Annotated in this window: 14 protein-coding genes; 6 read left to right on the forward strand and 8 right to left on the reverse strand. The window is 64.3% G+C overall.

Features of this window, described 5'->3' with window-relative positions; translation table 11 throughout:
- Window positions 1-19 precede the first annotated feature (19 nt).
- The gene (locus tag KIH45_RS07925; RefSeq protein ID WP_213175476.1) at window positions 20-679 is read left to right on the forward strand and encodes an O-methyltransferase; all 660 of its coding nucleotides are present in this window, start codon (window positions 20-22) and stop codon (window positions 677-679) included.
- Here the strand turns inward: KIH45_RS07925 and KIH45_RS07930 are convergent.
- Window positions 676-1,920 (reverse strand): glycosyltransferase family 4 protein, encoded by a 1,245-nt coding sequence (locus KIH45_RS07930; RefSeq protein ID WP_213175477.1) that lies wholly within the window; start codon window positions 1,918-1,920, stop codon window positions 676-678. The two genes, KIH45_RS07925 and KIH45_RS07930, sit on opposite strands and share 4 nt — an antisense overlap.
- A gap of 106 nt (window positions 1,921-2,026) precedes the next feature.
- Here KIH45_RS07930 and KIH45_RS07935 point away from each other — a divergent pair, with 106 nt between their 5' ends.
- Together KIH45_RS07935 and KIH45_RS07940 are read left to right on the forward strand one after the other, a co-directional pair.
- Entirely contained in the window at window positions 2,027-2,479 is a 453-nt protein-coding gene (locus KIH45_RS07935) for a hypothetical protein (RefSeq protein WP_213175478.1), read from the forward strand.
- Window positions 2,476-4,434, forward strand: coding sequence for a hypothetical protein (locus KIH45_RS07940; protein WP_213175479.1), 1,959 nt, complete (start codon window positions 2,476-2,478; stop codon window positions 4,432-4,434). Before KIH45_RS07935 ends, KIH45_RS07940 begins: the two co-directional genes overlap by 4 nt.
- 14 nt (window positions 4,435-4,448) lie before the next feature.
- Here KIH45_RS07940 and KIH45_RS07945 read toward each other — a convergent pair whose 3' ends face one another.
- Window positions 4,449-5,546: a glycosyltransferase family 4 protein gene (locus KIH45_RS07945; RefSeq protein WP_213175480.1), complete on the reverse strand. Its 1,098-nt coding sequence runs from the start codon at window positions 5,544-5,546 to the stop codon at window positions 4,449-4,451.
- A 166-nt stretch (window positions 5,547-5,712) separates the two neighbouring features.
- On the opposite strand from KIH45_RS07945, the gene KIH45_RS07950 reads away from it, so the two are divergent.
- Window positions 5,713-7,137, forward strand: a complete 1,425-nt coding sequence (locus KIH45_RS07950) for an O-antigen polymerase (RefSeq protein ID WP_213175481.1) — start codon at window positions 5,713-5,715, stop codon at window positions 7,135-7,137.
- A gap of 10 nt (window positions 7,138-7,147) precedes the next feature.
- Here the strand turns inward: KIH45_RS07950 and KIH45_RS07955 are convergent, their stop codons facing one another.
- From KIH45_RS07955 to gmd, 5 genes are all read right to left on the reverse strand, one after another.
- Window positions 7,148-8,524, reverse strand: coding sequence for an MATE family efflux transporter (locus KIH45_RS07955; RefSeq protein ID WP_213175482.1), 1,377 nt, complete (start codon window positions 8,522-8,524; stop codon window positions 7,148-7,150).
- Window positions 8,521-9,798 carry a WcaI family glycosyltransferase gene (locus KIH45_RS07960; RefSeq protein ID WP_225899762.1) on the reverse strand — a complete coding sequence of 426 codons (1,278 nt, stop codon included), beginning with the start codon at window positions 9,796-9,798 and terminating at the stop codon, window positions 8,521-8,523. Before KIH45_RS07960 ends, KIH45_RS07955 begins: the two co-directional genes overlap by 4 nt.
- Window positions 9,788-10,747: a GDP-L-fucose synthase family protein gene (locus KIH45_RS07965; protein WP_213175483.1), complete on the reverse strand. Its 960-nt coding sequence runs from the start codon at window positions 10,745-10,747 to the stop codon at window positions 9,788-9,790. The genes KIH45_RS07960 and KIH45_RS07965 overlap by 11 nt, the downstream gene beginning before the upstream one ends.
- Window positions 10,744-10,965: a hypothetical protein gene (locus KIH45_RS07970; RefSeq protein WP_213175484.1), complete on the reverse strand. Its 222-nt coding sequence runs from the start codon at window positions 10,963-10,965 to the stop codon at window positions 10,744-10,746. Before KIH45_RS07970 ends, KIH45_RS07965 begins: the two co-directional genes overlap by 4 nt.
- Before the next feature lie 102 nt (window positions 10,966-11,067).
- Window positions 11,068-12,138, reverse strand: a complete 1,071-nt coding sequence (gmd, locus tag KIH45_RS07975; protein ID WP_213175485.1) for a GDP-mannose 4,6-dehydratase — start codon at window positions 12,136-12,138, stop codon at window positions 11,068-11,070.
- A gap of 132 nt (window positions 12,139-12,270) precedes the next feature.
- Here gmd and KIH45_RS07980 point away from each other — a divergent pair, with 132 nt between their 5' ends.
- Both KIH45_RS07980 and KIH45_RS07985 read left to right on the forward strand, forming a co-directional pair.
- A complete protein-coding gene (locus tag KIH45_RS07980) occupies window positions 12,271-13,422 on the forward strand; it encodes a glycosyltransferase (RefSeq protein WP_213175486.1) in 1,152 nt (383 codons plus the stop codon).
- Window positions 13,419-13,976: an LbetaH domain-containing protein gene (locus KIH45_RS07985; protein WP_213175487.1), complete on the forward strand. Its 558-nt coding sequence runs from the start codon at window positions 13,419-13,421 to the stop codon at window positions 13,974-13,976. The genes KIH45_RS07980 and KIH45_RS07985 overlap by 4 nt, the downstream gene beginning before the upstream one ends.
- Here the strand turns inward: KIH45_RS07985 and KIH45_RS07990 are convergent.
- Window positions 13,962-15,083 (reverse strand): tetratricopeptide repeat protein, encoded by a 1,122-nt coding sequence (locus tag KIH45_RS07990; RefSeq protein WP_213175488.1) that lies wholly within the window; start codon window positions 15,081-15,083, stop codon window positions 13,962-13,964. The genes KIH45_RS07985 and KIH45_RS07990 overlap by 15 nt on opposite strands.
- Window position 15,084: the final 1 nt, after the last annotated feature.

Below are 15,084 nucleotides of genomic sequence, written 5' to 3' on the forward strand. Positions count from 1 at the left end.
AGCCGGGGTCGCACCTGCCATGCTGAACAAGCTCATCGCGGGTGCGCCTTCGCGCAAGACGCGGTTTCATGATGCCTCTGGGCGCAGCGTCCCAGTCGGGCGCGTTTTGCGCAACGGATCGCGCGCGCTGGTCGGTGCGATCGGGCGGGTCCTGCTGGATGTTCGCCCCGCGCGTCCGTGGATTTCCTTCGACGCGCAGGCCCTGATCGATGAGAGGCTCGATGCGGACAGTTCGGTGCTGGAGTTCGGCTCGGGCATGTCGACCTTGTGGTTTGCGCGCCGGGTCGGGCGGATCGTCTCGCGCGAGGATCATGCCGGATGGCACGCAGAGATCGCCGGGCGCTTGGCTGACAGCAACGCCGACATCGATTATCGCCATGCGCCCGGGCGCGAGGCATACCTCGCGGTGCCCGAGGGCGAGGCGTTCGATCTCGTGCTGGTCGACGGCAAGTTCCGCGACGAATGTGTCGAGCTTGGCCTCTCGCTTCTGAAGCCGGGCGGGATGCTCTATCTCGACAATGCCGATCACGGCGTCGGCGAATTCGACGGTGACGTGCCCCGCGCCGTTTCGCTGATCGAGGAAGCGAGCCGGACCAGGGGCTGGCCGATGACGTCCTTCACCGATTTTGCGCCGACGACGTTCTTTGCCCAGCGCGGTCTTCTGATCCAGCGGCGTTAAAGGACCTCGCCCAGCAGATCCGCAATTCCGTCGCGGTAACGGGTAAAGGTAAAGGCCTCGGCTCGCTTCGGCGCGGCCTGGCGCCACTTGTTCAACAGGTCCCGGTCATCCACCACGCGCAGCATTGCGTCACGCACGCTTTCTACGTCGAGGCGGTCGAGCATGATGCCGGTGCCGTCATCGACCGCTTGGCTGGCGTTCTTGGTCTGGATCAGGGCCAGGCCTGAGGCCAGCGCCTCGTAAAGCGCGATACCGCCGCCTTCGTAGAAGCTGGGAAAGACGAATGCGTGGTGCTGGCGCATGATCGCAGGGATTGCGCTACGCGGCACGGCGGGGATGTGGTTCACGCGTTCAGCGAAAGGCGCGAAGGCGGCTTCAGGCAGATCCATCCGGCCTACCAAAGTAAGGGTTGCCGCACTTTCGGGCAGGCCGGCCAGAGCGTCGAGGATCAGGTGCACGCCTTTCCTCGCACTGATTCCGCCGATGAACAGGAAGCGCACCGGCTCGCCGCGTTTTGCCTCGGTCATTTCCGGTAGTTGGCCGAATAGAGCCTCGTCATAACAGTAGGGCAGGACTCGCACTTTATCCTTCAGCGCCGGATCGTCCGCGATGACGCTGTCGCGCGCAAACTCGCTGCCGGTGACGATCACGTCGGCCAGCGCCTGCTCCTCGTCCTCAAGTTCGATACGCTGCTGGCTGTATCGCTGGCCGGGTTCGGCAACCCACTGCGGGAAACGTTCCTCGATCTCGTCGATCGCCGCATTCACCTTGCGCAGTGAGGGGGTTGTGCGGTCATAGATCGCCTTGCGCCCGCTGGCCGCGCGAAAGGCACTGAGCGAGCTGCCGTTATAACCCCAGAGCGCGAAATCGCCCTGCCCATCGGCGAGCTCTGCGATCCGGCGTCCGAAAGCCGCATTGCCGATCCGGTCGATCTCTCGGGCAAGTCCGTCAAGGCCGCCGCGTCTTGCCACACGTTCCACCCATTCGTGCCAGCCGAAGGTCAGGACCTTGTCGGGATCGATCGCGGGATGGGAAAACCGCGCAAATTCGGACCGGGCTTTCGCAGCCAATCCCCCAGGCAGATAGCGAACGGCGCGATAAGGCCATGCATCCAGTTTCTCGAAGATCGAGGTCGCATAGGCATGAAGCCTGCCAAGCTGTTGCAGCGCAAGCGCGGTTTGCCAGCTATGCTGCGTGCCCGGATGAAAAACCAGGACATCGTCGGTGCCGCGTAAGCTCATGCCGCGTGTCTTCGCCCAATCATCGCCCCGTGTCGAGCGCCTGTTATTTTCCTACACCGCCGAGTTCTTGTACCGATTTGGTTCCTACTGTCATACAGGATGAACCATGTCACAATCTCCTGAAATCAAGCTGCCCTCCGGCTACGCGCCCGCCTTCGCGCTGGCCTTTACCGATTCGAACGGCGACCTCGCTTTCGTCGGCACCGACCAACCGCTGCCGACCGCGGCCAGCGTGTCAATCGAGCCGATCGCTGAACCCACTCCGCCCCAGCCGCTTTCCGGCACGAGCGCGACTAGCGCAATCGTCGGCCCCTTCGCCCCGCTGACCGGTCGCCCGATCGTCCTGGCGCTTACAGGAACGTGGACCGGCACCGTCTCGTTGCTGCGCTCGGTCGATGGCGGCGCGACCAAGGTTAGCCTGACCGCAGGCGGCCTGCCCTGGGGCGACTATACCGCCAACGTCTGCGAAGCTGCGTGGGAAGAAAGCGAGGCAGCGGCCGAGTTCTACCTCGACATCGCACCCGAGAGCGGCACCGTCGAATACCGGGTGTCGCAATGAGCGGGCTGGACATTGTCGCGCGCGGTATGGGTGTCGCCGCGCAGGCCGCCATGCCGCGCCTGTTCGCCGATCTCGAAGGCGCTGCACTTCCCCGCACGCTACTGCGCGTCGACACCGTGGGGCATACCACTTCGGGCCTTGGCGCAGCGGTCTATGTAAACGATGCGCTCTGCGATGAGGCGCTTGCTGCGGCCCACCCGCGCTTTGCCTTCACGGCAGCGGACGGTCGCGTCTTCCGCTTGCTCCCGGATTTCGGCAGCGTCAGTGTCGAACAAGGCGGCGCGGTCGGGGACGGCATCGCGAATGATCAGCCCGCCGTGCAGGCCACCATCGACTATGCCGAGGCGGTCGACGCGCGCGAAGTCGTGTTCGCAATGCCGCGCTATGCCATTTGGGCGACCATGCGGACATCGCCGCGCGCATCGCGCTTTGAACTCGATGGTAGGCCGATCGTCATATCCAAGACGATGTCGCTGCGCGGCGCATCTGCAGACCGCAGCGTGCTCGACTTCCGCGGGTTGGGCGGCGTCGATCCGGAAACCAACTGGCAGGTCGTGCCCGACAGCCAGGGCTCGGCCACAAACGCGGTCTGGCGCGGCGGCGGCATTTTCCTCTTCGGCAACATGACCGAACCGGCAGAAGGCGAGGCGCTGAACATCGAGCGGTTCGAGATGAGCCGGCTTGTACTTAAGGGCAATCGCGAAAGGACCGGCAATTCCAACACGACCGCCAGCCTCGTCACCGGGGACGGGTGGGATACCTCGGACAAGGGTGTCAGCATCCACGACACATGGGTCGGCGATCTTGTCATCAGCGACTGCGAAGTTCACGGCTTCAAGGGGGAGCTGTTCTTCATCGCCGGTTCCGACGCGCGCAGCCTTCATGCCGAGCGGCTGCACCTGCACACCACCAACGGCAATGCGTGGAACGCGGGCACCAACATCCGCGTCACCGCCGACAGTTGCGAGTTCGGCAACGCCCTGATCGCGCACGAGGATACGGGCAAGACTTTCGCCCGTTATACCAACTGCATCTGGCGCGATGCGAATACCGCGCCGCTGGGCAGCGGGCCGACGGACGGTATTCTCTACAATTATCTCTATCCCACCCGAGACGAGACCGAGAGCGCGCCAATGACCCAGCTAGAAGGCTGCGTTTTCAAGAATATCGGGCAGCTGATGGTGGGCTGCTGGACGCGCGGGTCCATCCGCACGATCGACACCCAAGTCTATTTCTCGACCCCGCTCTACAGCGAGCTTCGCGACATCGACCTCGAGATTGAGGCCTGGATGGACCAGCGCGGCAATTATTCGCCGATCTCCATCGCCGGACCTTCAAACCTTACTACCCAAGTCAGCGGCGCGCCTGCCGGGACCTACCAGGTGCCGCCGCGCAACATGCGTATCCATGTTCGCACGTTGCGTACCGCCGTTGCCAAGGCCGCGGGGCGCGAATGGATCGCAGCGACATGGACCGGTTACGTCGAGCCGACCTGCCGGGTCATCGTGGAGGGTGAGGCGAACAAGGCGCCCTATGCGATCAATCCGGTGTCGATGCCCAAGTTCGATTTGCGCGACTATAATTCGACCCATGTATCGGCAGGCGCGTTCAACGGGGCGCACTCACTGGGCTGGATCGACCAGGACCTGACCGTCGTGCCAAGCGCGGTGCACATGGGCTATTACCAGTCGGCCGGTACCGATCCGCGCGATGTCACGGTCGCGACCGAACCGGCAGCGGGATACGAGTATGGCTTCGCGCACGGGCAGAAGATCCGCTTCTACGCCTTTACCGACGGGCCGGGCATCCGCTTCGTCAAGGGCACCGCAGGCTTGCGAATGTCGCAGACGCGGACGCTGGTGAACAAGAAGGACTGGATCGAGTTCACGTTCGACAAGTACGACGGGCGGGCTTGGGAAGAGAGTGGCTTCTTCTCCAGCGCAGACCCGACCTGACCCGTTGGCGGGCCTCAACCCATCAGGCGTTCGAGGCCCGCCACAAAATGGCGCACGTCGCCACGTTCGGCGCTGTCGTACGCGGCGGCGGCCATGCGTTTGCGCGTGGCCTCGTCCGTGCCGATCGCTTCCATCGCGGCCAGCATCTGCGCGTGCGAATCCGAGGCAACCGCAAACCCGTTCACGAGATTGTCGAGCACGACATCAGTCGCCCCGCACTGGGTGGAGGCGATGACGGGAAGCCCGCTGGCCAGGGCCTCGATCACTACGAGGCCATACTGTTCCTCGATACTGGGCAACAGGAGAGCGGCACTGCGCTGCATCGCTTCGGTCACTTCAGCGGTCGGACAAAGCCCGCGGAAATCGACCTGACCCGCAATGCCCAGCGCCTGCGCCTTTGCCTCCAGTTCGGAACGCAGGGGCCCGTCTCCCAAAATCTCCAGTCGCCGTGCCGTGCCGTTGCGCGCGACGTATTGCGCGAAACATTCGAGCGTGAAGGCAATGTTCTTCTTCGGCACCAGCCGCGCGACGACGAGGAAAGGCCGCGTGGCTCCGTCGACTTCGGCGATGGCATCGGGGTTCTGTAACCGCAGCCGTTCGACCGACAGCGTGTCGTAACCGGTCACCGCGTCCTTCAAACCGAGGAAACGCATATAGCGGACCGAACGCTCGCTCCCCACGATCGCCCCGCAATAGGGCTTGAGCAGGACCGATTTCCCGCTTTCGCGCCACCACTTGCGGTCATAGTCGTCGAACTTGGACGCGATCATCGCATAGGGCCTGCGCCCCGTCGCGCGCAGCCAGCCGGCGGCCATGAACACGCCGGGAAATTCGTAGTGACACATGAAAACGTCGCGCGCATCGCTTTCCCCCACGGCGGCAACGATCTTGCGGGCAAGGATCGGCGGCGTCAGCTCGTCATGCGATTTCGCCAAAGTGACCGTGCGAAACCGGTTCGAGCTGCCTTCCTCCCAGTCATACATGTTGGACTTGCTGGCGATCTGGATCGCGGTCAGGTCATAGCCTGCGTCGGCAACCGCATTCAGCCGGTCGTAGTGATTGGGGCCGAAATTTTCCCAAAGCAGTACAATAGGTTTCTTGCCGGAAGGCATGAACTGGCAATCCCGATGCTCGCGAAGCGGCAGGCCATAAGCCAGTTGCCGGGGACTGGCAAACCGTTCGCAAGGATGCTCGCACCCGCGGGGTTTCTAAGCCGGGCCTTCACGACTATGGTCAGCGACAGCGCACCTCACTCGCCAGAGCGAATTTCCCCCGGACATGTACGACCTGCTGCTTCTCGCCTCGACGCTGTTCTACATCGCGGTCGTCTTTATCTACGTGCATCGCCCGGCCGCCTCGGTGTTCCACCCGGCGTCGCTCTACCTGTTGTTCCACGGCTTCATCTTCGTCCTGCGCCCGATCGTGGCGCGACTGATGGACTTTGAATTCGTTTACGCGACCTTCAAGTTCCAGCCCTCTCTTTCGGACAAGATGACGGTCATCCTCGCCGCGAACCTCGGCATGGTAACGTTTGTCGCCACGGCCATGTCTGTCGCGCGCCAGCCCGTCGTGTTCGAGCGTGACACTTACGACGAGATTTCGCGCCGGTCGCTGCGCAAGCCGTTCATAGCCGCCGCAATGATCCTTGCACCCATCGGGCTATATTCGATTTACGATTACTGGATGAGCTCGGCCTCGGACGCCAGCACGATGGTATTCGACGCCGAAACGAACATCCGCATCAACACCACGGGCAGCGGCTATTTCTTCGAGATGCAGTTGGTGCTGGCCTCGCTCTCGGTCGTCACGGCATGGCTTTACCGGTTTCGCTGGTGGGCATTGTTGCCGTTCGCCTTCTTCGTGTTCCTGAAGGCCGGTTCGGGCGGACGAGGAGCATTCGTTTATGCGTCCTTCGCACTCATACTGCTCTGGCTGTGGGAGAACCGGCGCAAATGGCCCGAGTGGCGCGCCATGGCGCTGGGCGTCGGTGTGCTGCTGCTGTTCAACTTCGTCGTCGCCGATCGCGGCAAGGCAATTCGCTCGCTCGTCGTGACAGATGAAGCGCGCACTTACGATCGCGCCGCCCTCAAACCGCTGGAGCACATGGACTTCGCGAACATGGAGTACTTCGAGTACCTCGTTTATGCAGTCCCCCAGCGGTCGGGCACGTACGACTATTTCCTGTCGAATCTGCAGATCTTTACCGAGTGGATTCCCCGCGCGCTCTGGTCCGGAAAACCGGTCGGCGCGCCGATCAAGACGATTAACCTGTTCGATTATGGCAGCCCGCTGGGAATGACGAACTCGTTGCCGGGAATGGGCTGGTACGAATGGGGCTGGATCGGCGTGGTGATCCAGTGCGCGGTCTTCGCGCTGATCTTCGGCTTCGCCTACCGCTGGCTGCTGATCGGCCGGCGCAGCACGTTCGCGCTGCTCGTCTATATGCTTTTCCTCGCCACAGCCGTGATCGGGTTTCGCGACGGTTCACTGCTGTCGACGATCAGGATGTCGCTTTTCTACCTCGTCATCCCGCTCGGCCTGTGGTGGGGCATTGCCCGGATGCTGAACATCCCAGGCGCGATGGCCATGCGCGAGGATGCGCAGCGCAGGCTGCCCCAGGGGGCCGCACTGCAGGAACGCGCGGCGATGACACCTGCCGAAAGGCGCAAGGCGCTCGCCCGCCTGGTGCCTGCTTCGCGCTGAAACACGCCAGTCAGCGCCGGCTGAGGAACCTGACAAGCATCGCCTTCACGCGCCCCGGCGCACGGCGAAGAGCCGCTGCGTGCAGCAGATCCATGCGCCACGCCTGGAAGCCGACCCAGCCCAGCATCGCCGCATCGAAACACATTGCGGCCAGAGCCGCGCCTTCGGGCCCCATGCGGCGCGACAGGACGAAAGCCATCAGCACCGACAGCGTCGCCAGCCCTGCAAAGACGTAGCTGAACCGCTCATGCTCGTTGACCGCCATCATCAGGTTGCTGATAGGCACCCAGAGCCCGTTCAGCACCATCGCCGCCGTCAGCATCGCGACCAGAAGGTAACCGGGCGAGATCTCTCCGCCAGTCCACAGCGCGACGAGCCACGGTCCTGCCGCGAACAGCACGACCGCCGTGGGGAGCAATACGATCAGCCCGGTCATGATCGACAACGCGACCAGTTCCTCGCGCTTGGCAACATCGCCCCGCGCATGGGCGACGGTGAATTCAGGCATCGAGGCAATGTTGATCACGCCTGTTACCTGCACCGCGGCGCGGGTCAGCGTCCGTACGCTGGTGAAATAGGGTACCGCCGCTGCCCCCGCCGCTGCGCCAATGGCAAGGATCATGCCTTGCATCGACAGCGCGTAGCACAGCGGGATGAGCATCATGGCGAGCGCCGGCCGGATCAGGCGGCGCAGTTCCGGCGTCTTCACCCGCCAGCGCCACTGCGACAGCCAAGGTACCTTGCGCGCAATCGCGATCCGCATCACCGCCAGAATGATCGCGTGGCCGACCAGATAGCACAGCGCCGCGCCCAGCAAGCCGCCGCCTGTCAGCACCCAGCCCCACAGGGCTATTGTCTCGATCGCGGTCGCCGCTGTGATCAGATAGATCGCCGTGGGATAGTACCCACCAGCGCGAAGCCCGGCGCGCGCGATCGCGAACTGCTGCCCCAGCACGCCCCAAGCCACGATAACGAGGACCGTGGCAATGGCCTCGCCGCCCGCCGCCGCCTGCGCGAACGCGAGAAGATTACTCCCCGGCCAGAGAAGCACGACTGCACAGACCGCGACCACCGCGATGCCGATCAGGGTCACGCCCGACTGCACCGCCTGCATCGTGCGCAGCGCATCTGCGCGTCTGTCCTGTGCGGCGGCAGCGGCGATGTCGTTGGCCGCCGCGCCGATCAGGCCCAGGTCGCTCATGGCGAGGTAATAGGGAATCGAGAACAGGATCAGCCAGACCCCGTAGGTCTCCAGCCCCCAGTTCGTCGCAAGGATCGGCACCGACACCAGTTGCACGACCATGTTGACCGCCTGACTGGTGCCTTGGGCCCCGATATTGCCGCCAAGGCCCGGACCGCTCATGCGCGATACGACACGGCGGATCATGTGGCTGGCCTTGCAGGCCGGCGGGCAATCAGCTCCGCCTCAGTAGAATTCAGAATACCGTCCAGCGCCCAACGCTCTCGCGCTCGCAACAGCGCCTCTGCGCCCAGCCGGTCAGCAAGAGGCTCATCGTCGGCAAGCCGCTCGATCGCATTGGCAAGCGCGCGCGCGTCTTCGGGCATGGTAACGATGCCGCAGCCTTCGCATTCCTCGGCAAGTCCGGTTCCCGCCTCCGCCGTGGCAATCACGGGACGGCCCGAAGCGAGAATATTCGTCAGCTTAGACGGCAGGACGAGATCGGCCGCCCCTGCCTTTTGCGGCAGGAGGTGGGCGTGAGCGAGTGCGAGAAGATCACCCACTTTCTCGCGCGGCTGGAGATCGTGAAACTGGATATTGGCGAGCCCCTCGGCCTGAGCCTCCAGCTTCTGACGGTTCGGCCCCTCACCGCAAATCACGAACGCAAGATCGCCGCGGTCTGACAGAAGGCGCGCTGCATCGATCACGACATCAAGCCCCTGCTTGTTCGCTATATTGCCTGAATAGAGCAGGACCTTGCGCCCTTCGAGCCCCCACGCGCGGACGTATGGCGATGCCCCGCTTGTTCCCCCGCCCGCTGCCATGATCGTGTCGGCGTGATTGGCCCAGTTGCGCATCTCGAACGTGTCGCGGGCATCGAAACCCTTGGCCTCCAGCCGCGTGCACATGGCGGGGCTGATCGTCGAGGCGAAATCGGCAAGGCCGAATAGAAATCGTTCGACTGCGCGGCCCAATCGGGCAACCGCTCCCTTACCCGACAGAAGACCGGTCGCCTGCGCGGCTTCGAGTTCGAAATCCTGCACGTGGACCCACAATTTCGCGCCCGAAAAGCGCGCGGCCATTGCGCCGACCGGCATTGCCAACAGTGACGGCGCGACGACGAGGACATGGTCCGGCTTCATCCGCCGCGCCTGCTTCACAGCCGGAAAAAGCGCAGAAAGCGTAAAGCTGGCGAGATGGATCAGTCGCTTCAGCCCGCCCGGATCGCGCGGAATGTAGTGCGGTACGCGAGTGATGCCGACGCCGCCCTGCGTGCGCCGGTTCCAGCGCGCGGGATATCCCGGCAGCGGCGCCCATTGCGGGTAATAGGAACGTCCGGTGACGACCTCGACACGGTGGCCGCGCGCCACCAGTCCTTCGGCCAGTCCCGCCGTATAGGGGCCGATGCCGACAGGCTCCGGCGCATAGTTCAGACCCACCACGAGGATCCGCAAGGGACCCTCGGGATCGTCAGCCGCCAAGACGCACCTGGCGTGCTTCGCCCGACCGGAATTCGCGATAGACCTCCTCGATCCCTTCGCGAAGCCCGATGCGGGCCTGCCAGCCGAGGTCCGAAAGCTTGGACACGTCGAGCCGCTTGCGCATTGTACCGTCAGGGCGGGAAGTGTCGAATTCCAGCCTGCCTTCGAACCCGACGACATCTGCAATCATGCGGGCAAGCTCGCCGATTTCGAGGTCCACCCCGCAACCGATGTTGACCTGCCCGGCTGCCGAGAAATGCTCCATCAGGAACACGCAGGCATCGGCAAGGTCGTCGACGTGCAGGAATTCGCGGCGCGGCTTGCCCGACCCCCAGACGACGACGGCATCATCACCCGCGACTTTCGCCTCGTGCGTCTTGCGCATCAGCGCGGGCAGGACGTGGCTGGTTTCAAGGTCGAAGTTGTCACCCGGACCATAGAGGTTCGTCGGCATGGCCGAGATGAAGTCACAGCCATATTCCGCGCGATAGGCATCGCACAGCATGACGCCTGCAATCTTCGCAATGGCGTACCACTTGTTCGTGGCTTCCAGCGGACCGGTCAGCAGGGCATCCTCGGCAATCGGCTGGGCCGCATCGCGCGGGTAGATGCAGGACGAGCCGAGCATCAGCAGCTTACCCACGCCCGCCTGACGTGCCGCTTCGACGACATTCGCCTCGATCATCAGGTTGTCGTAGAGGAACTGCGCCGGATAGCTGTCATTCGCAAGGATGCCGCCAACGCGGGCTGCGGCCATGAAGACCGCGTCGGGGCGGTTGGCTTCGAACCATGCGTTCACCGCAGCCTGATCGCGCAAGTCGGTTGACCGCTCGCTCGTCAGCACTTCGCATCCGGTGGCGGCGAGCCGACGCACGATGGCGGAACCCACCATGCCGCGATGGCCCGCGACATAGACCCGCTTGCCGCGAAGTTCGTAAATACCGCTCATCCCGCGATCTCCATACGCTTCCAATCAATCCAGTCGGGCCGGGCCGTATCGCGCGAGGCGATCTTGCGAGCAAAAAATCGATCACTCGACATGATGGCACGGGTGCCGATGCTCGCGGGGTCTATGTCGCAGAAAACCGGATTCGGGCCCATGTTCGACAGTGGCCTGACTGTCGAAGGCCAGTCCAGCCCCCGCATCACGCCTGCGTCACCCGGCATCGTACCGCCCCTGAACTAGGTAGGCCGACGCAAGAATTTCCTGCGCCGCCTCGATTTCTGCTGGCCTGATCGAAGTGCAGACCAGCGGTATGCGGTGGCTCATCAAGCGCCCTTGGCGATGGGCGCGTCGCGCATGACTTCCAGATCGGCAAGCGTCATCTCTCGTGCGAGTTCGCGCACGCTGGTCTCATGACGCCAGCCCAGCTTTTCGTGTGCCTTGGCGGGATCACCGAGCAGCAGGTCCACTTCCGTCGGGCGGAAATAGCGCGGGTCTACCTCGACAAGGCAGCGCCCGGTTTCGAGGCAGTAGCCCTTCTCGTCCACGCCCTCGCCGCGGAACTCAATCGGGATACCGGCATCCTCGAACGACCAGCGCACGAATTCGCGCACTTCGGTCGTCTCTCCGGTCGCCAGCACGTAATCGTCGGGCTCGTCCTGCTGCATCATCAGCCACATGCCGCGCACATATTCGCGCGCATGACCCCAGTCGCGCTGGGCTCCGAGGTTTCCGAGATAGAGCCGGTCCTGCCGGCCAAGCTTGATCGCGGCGGCCGCGCGCGTGATCTTGCGGGTGACGAACGTCTCGCCGCGAAGCGGGCTTTCGTGGTTGAAGAGGATGCCGTTCGAGGCATGAATGCCATATGCCTCGCGGTAGTTCACCACGACCCAATAGGCATAGAGCTTGGCCGCGGCATAAGGACTGCGCGGATAGAACGGCGTCTTTTCGGACTGCGGAACTTCCTGCACCAGCCCGTAGAGTTCGGACGTCGAGGCCTGGTAGAAGCGGGTTTCATTCTCCATGCCGAGAATGCGGATCGCCTCCAGCAGGCGCAGAGTGCCGATGCCGTCGGCATTGGCGGTATATTCGGGCGTTTCGAAGCTGACCTGCACGTGGCTTTGCGCGGCGAGATTGTAGATCTCCGACGGCTTCGTTTCCTGCACGATCCGGATCAGGTTCGTCGCATCGGTCATATCACCATAATGCAGGTGGAACCGGCGGTTCTGCTCGTGCGGGTCCTGATAGATGTCCTCGATGCGGCCAGTGTTGAACGAGGACGAGCGGCGCTTGATGCCATGGACCTCGTAGCCCTTTTCCAGCAGCAGTTCGGCAAGATAAGCACCGTCCTGTCCGGTTACGCCCGTGATCAGTGCAACCCTGCGGTCCGAGGCCATTTTGCGTTTCCCATAGTCGTGGAAGTGATTAGTTAGCGGCACTTAGCGACACTTGCCGCGCTCATGCAACCGAGAGAGCCTGCGGCATGCGCAAATTTCCGGCAAACACACTGTTTTAGCGTGGGAGAGCTCTTGGACCGGACTGTCGATATTGCCGGACTGCGCATCGGGCTGTTGACGGCCCGCGTCTCGCGGCTGGGCGGCGGCGTGTTCGAAGCGGTCGTCCACCACGCTGCACTGCTGCGCGAGGCAGGCGCGAAAGTTCACGTTTTCGGGCTGGCCGATGCTTTTGCAGACAAGGATCGCGAGCGGCTGTCCGGGTGCGAGGTCGCGACGGTCCCGGTGCTGGGGCCCGAACAGGTCGGCTATGCGCCGAAGCTGGTCGATGCGCTGATCGAGGCAGACCTCGACTTGCTGCACCTGCATGGCATCTGGATGTATCCTTCTGCGGCTGGGGCATCCTGGGCGCGGCGGACGGGGCGGCCTTACGTCATTTCTCCGCACGGGATGCTCGATCCGTGGATCACGTCGCGGGGGCGCTGGAAGAAAGCGCTGGCGCGGGCCGGTTACGAAAGGCGTAGCTGGCGCGCAGCAAGCGCGTTTCACGCGCTGACCGAGCGAGAGGCGGAAGACATCGCGGCAGAGGTGGGGGACGTGAAAAGCGAGGTCATTCCCAATCCCGGCCCGCCAGTGACCGATACTCCGGCGCAGGACCGGCTACCCAATGTCGGGTATATCGGGCGCATCCACCCGAAGAAGAACCTGATGGCCCTGATCGATGCGTGGCAGATGCGGGCCGATTCGGGCCGACTGCCCGAAGGCGCGGTGCTGACACTGGCCGGATGGGGCGAGGATAGCGACGTCGAGGCGCTGAACCTTCGGCTAGAGACCGCTCCCGACAGCATCCGTTTCGTCGGACCGGTCTTCGGCGGCGAAAAGGACGCCCTGCTTTCGGCCTCGCGTTTCATGGTGTTGCCTTCGCTAAGCGAGGGCCTGCCCGTCGCCGCGCTGGAGGCATGGGCCGCGGGCACGCCGATGCTGATGAGCGAGGCGTGCAACTTGCCCGAAGGGTTCGGTGCCGGGGCCGCGATCGATTGCGGCATGACCGCCGTGACGATTGCCGATGCGATCGCCAAGGCGCTCGACATGACGGGCGCGCAATGGAATGAGATATCCCGCGCCGCGACCGCGCTGGCAGATGGGCCGTTCGGCGCTGCGGCCGTGTCGCGCAAGTGGTGCGACCTGATCGGCACGCTCGTCGCGCAAGGAGGCGGAAAGACATGAAAGTTCTCGACGCCAGCGAGACCCGTCCGCTCGAAGGCGGGGCCAGCTTCCCGCTGTCGAACCGCCTGTTTCGCGTGGTGTGGATGGCAGCATGGCTGGTCCTGTGCCGATTTACCCCGCCCCCGATGCACGGCTGGCGGCGGCTGGTCCTGCGCCTGTTCGGAGCGCGGGTTGCCAGCGGCGCACGGGTCCATGCCAGCGTCCGGATCTGGCACCCCGCCAATCTCGACCTCGGCGCCAACGCGCTGATCGGGCCCGGCGCCATCCTCTATAACCAGGGACGCATCACGATCGGGGCGAAGTCGGTTGTGTCGCAGAGGGCGCACGTCTGCGCCAGCAGTCACGACATTCGCGGCGAGGATTTCCAGTTGGTGCTGAAGCCGGTCGTGATAGGCAGCAACTGCTGGGTCGCGGCAGAGGCTTTCGTCGGGCCCGGCGTCACGATGGCCGACCGATCGGTCCTTGCCGCGCGCGGCGTGCTGTTCGGCGATGCGGACGAAGGTGGAATATATCGCGGCAACCCTGCCGAAAAGGTGCGCTCAAGAGCCGGTTGAGCCAGCCTTCACGCTCTCCACCGCGATCTGCGTTCCCGGCCTTGCCCATAGCGAAAGTATCTGGACCGAGCAGTCGGGCACCGAAATAGCGTCCTGCCGCCCGAACGATGGCCGTGCCGGATCACCACAGTCTAACGAGGCGGCGACCATATCTTTGGCCCCGTCGCTGGTGATCTCGACAGACGCCTTGCCCGGCGCGAAACGGACGAGGCGCGTGGCAAAGACCCGCGCGATCCGCCCGCGATTGGCGACGCGCAGCGCCCCGCCGCCTTCGCTTACCGAGACGTCCCCGCTGGGCATCAATTGCCAGGCGAAAGGCGATTTTGCCTCTCCCGCAAAGCCGCCATCGATCTTGCGGGCAAGGCCGACGCCATCGGGGCAATGCGCCGACCAGACCGCCTCTGCCACATCCCAGAGCGAGCGCTTCACCAAGGCGGTCGCCGTCATGGCAATCTTCTCGCAGCCGAGCGGACCCGACCGGTTCGCAAGCCGCTCCAGAACGTCGACACGCGCCGCCGCGGTCGCGTCCGCGGTCTCAGCACCCAGCGTCAGATAGGGCAGCAGCCAGACCGGCTGCTCGGCCAAGCGGGCGGCCAGTGCCTCGCGCCCCTCGGGGCTGGCCTCGAGTTCGGCGCGCAGTTCGTCGGCTTGCGGCAGGATCGGGTGAGCGCGCAGGATCGCATCGATGCGCGCTGCGGCCAGATCGTATTCGCCCAGCTCCAGCGTCTGCTGCGCCCAGTAAAGCTGTGTCGCCGGTTCGCGCCAGCCGCCAGCCGCCGACACGCGGTAGGCGGCATCGGCCCTCGCAGTATCGCCCGACAGCAGGTAGCCGCTGGCCAGCATGCCCGCGCCAACGCCATAGAACGGCTGCTTGCGAACCGCGTCCTGCCCGGCATCGACAGCCGCCTCGCCATCTTGGCGCGATACGGCCAGCCTTGCGCGTGCCACATCGGCCTCGCTTCGGAAGATGGCCGGAACTGCGCCTTCGGCCATGATCTCGCGCCCCGCGATCCGGTCCAGCCCGCTACCCAGCGCGGCGACCGCATAGACCAGCGCGCCAGCCGCGACGATCCAGCGCAAGGCCCCTCGCGCCGGCAAAACGGACATG

The organism is Croceicoccus gelatinilyticus (genome assembly GCF_018398395.1).
In the GTDB taxonomy this organism is placed as follows: domain Bacteria; phylum Pseudomonadota; class Alphaproteobacteria; order Sphingomonadales; family Sphingomonadaceae; genus Croceicoccus; species Croceicoccus gelatinilyticus.

Excerpts from the sequence above, each read along its gene's own strand:
- KIH45_RS07970 (WP_213175484.1), bottom strand. The coding sequence starts at position 10,965 with ATGCCGGGTGACGCAGGCGTGATGCGGGGGCTGGACTGGCCTTCGACA.
- gmd (WP_213175485.1), bottom strand. The coding sequence starts at position 12,138 with ATGGCCTCGGACCGCAGGGTTGCACTGATCACGGGCGTAACCGGACAG.
- KIH45_RS07955 (WP_213175482.1), bottom strand. The coding sequence starts at position 8,524 with ATGATCCGCCGTGTCGTATCGCGCATGAGCGGTCCGGGCCTTGGCGGC.
- KIH45_RS07985 (WP_213175487.1), top strand. The coding sequence starts at position 13,419 with ATGAAAGTTCTCGACGCCAGCGAGACCCGTCCGCTCGAAGGCGGGGCC.
- KIH45_RS07925 (WP_213175476.1), top strand. The coding sequence starts at position 20 with ATGCTGAACAAGCTCATCGCGGGTGCGCCTTCGCGCAAGACGCGGTTT.
- KIH45_RS07965 (WP_213175483.1), bottom strand. The coding sequence starts at position 10,747 with ATGAGCGGTATTTACGAACTTCGCGGCAAGCGGGTCTATGTCGCGGGC.
- KIH45_RS07940 (WP_213175479.1), top strand. The coding sequence starts at position 2,476 with ATGAGCGGGCTGGACATTGTCGCGCGCGGTATGGGTGTCGCCGCGCAG.
- KIH45_RS07950 (WP_213175481.1), top strand. The coding sequence starts at position 5,713 with ATGTACGACCTGCTGCTTCTCGCCTCGACGCTGTTCTACATCGCGGTC.
- KIH45_RS07990 (WP_213175488.1), bottom strand. The coding sequence starts at position 15,083 with ATGTCCGTTTTGCCGGCGCGAGGGGCCTTGCGCTGGATCGTCGCGGCT.
- KIH45_RS07945 (WP_213175480.1), bottom strand. The coding sequence starts at position 5,546 with ATGCCTTCCGGCAAGAAACCTATTGTACTGCTTTGGGAAAATTTCGGC.
- KIH45_RS07935 (WP_213175478.1), top strand. The coding sequence starts at position 2,027 with ATGTCACAATCTCCTGAAATCAAGCTGCCCTCCGGCTACGCGCCCGCC.
- KIH45_RS07930 (WP_213175477.1), bottom strand. The coding sequence starts at position 1,920 with ATGAGCTTACGCGGCACCGACGATGTCCTGGTTTTTCATCCGGGCACG.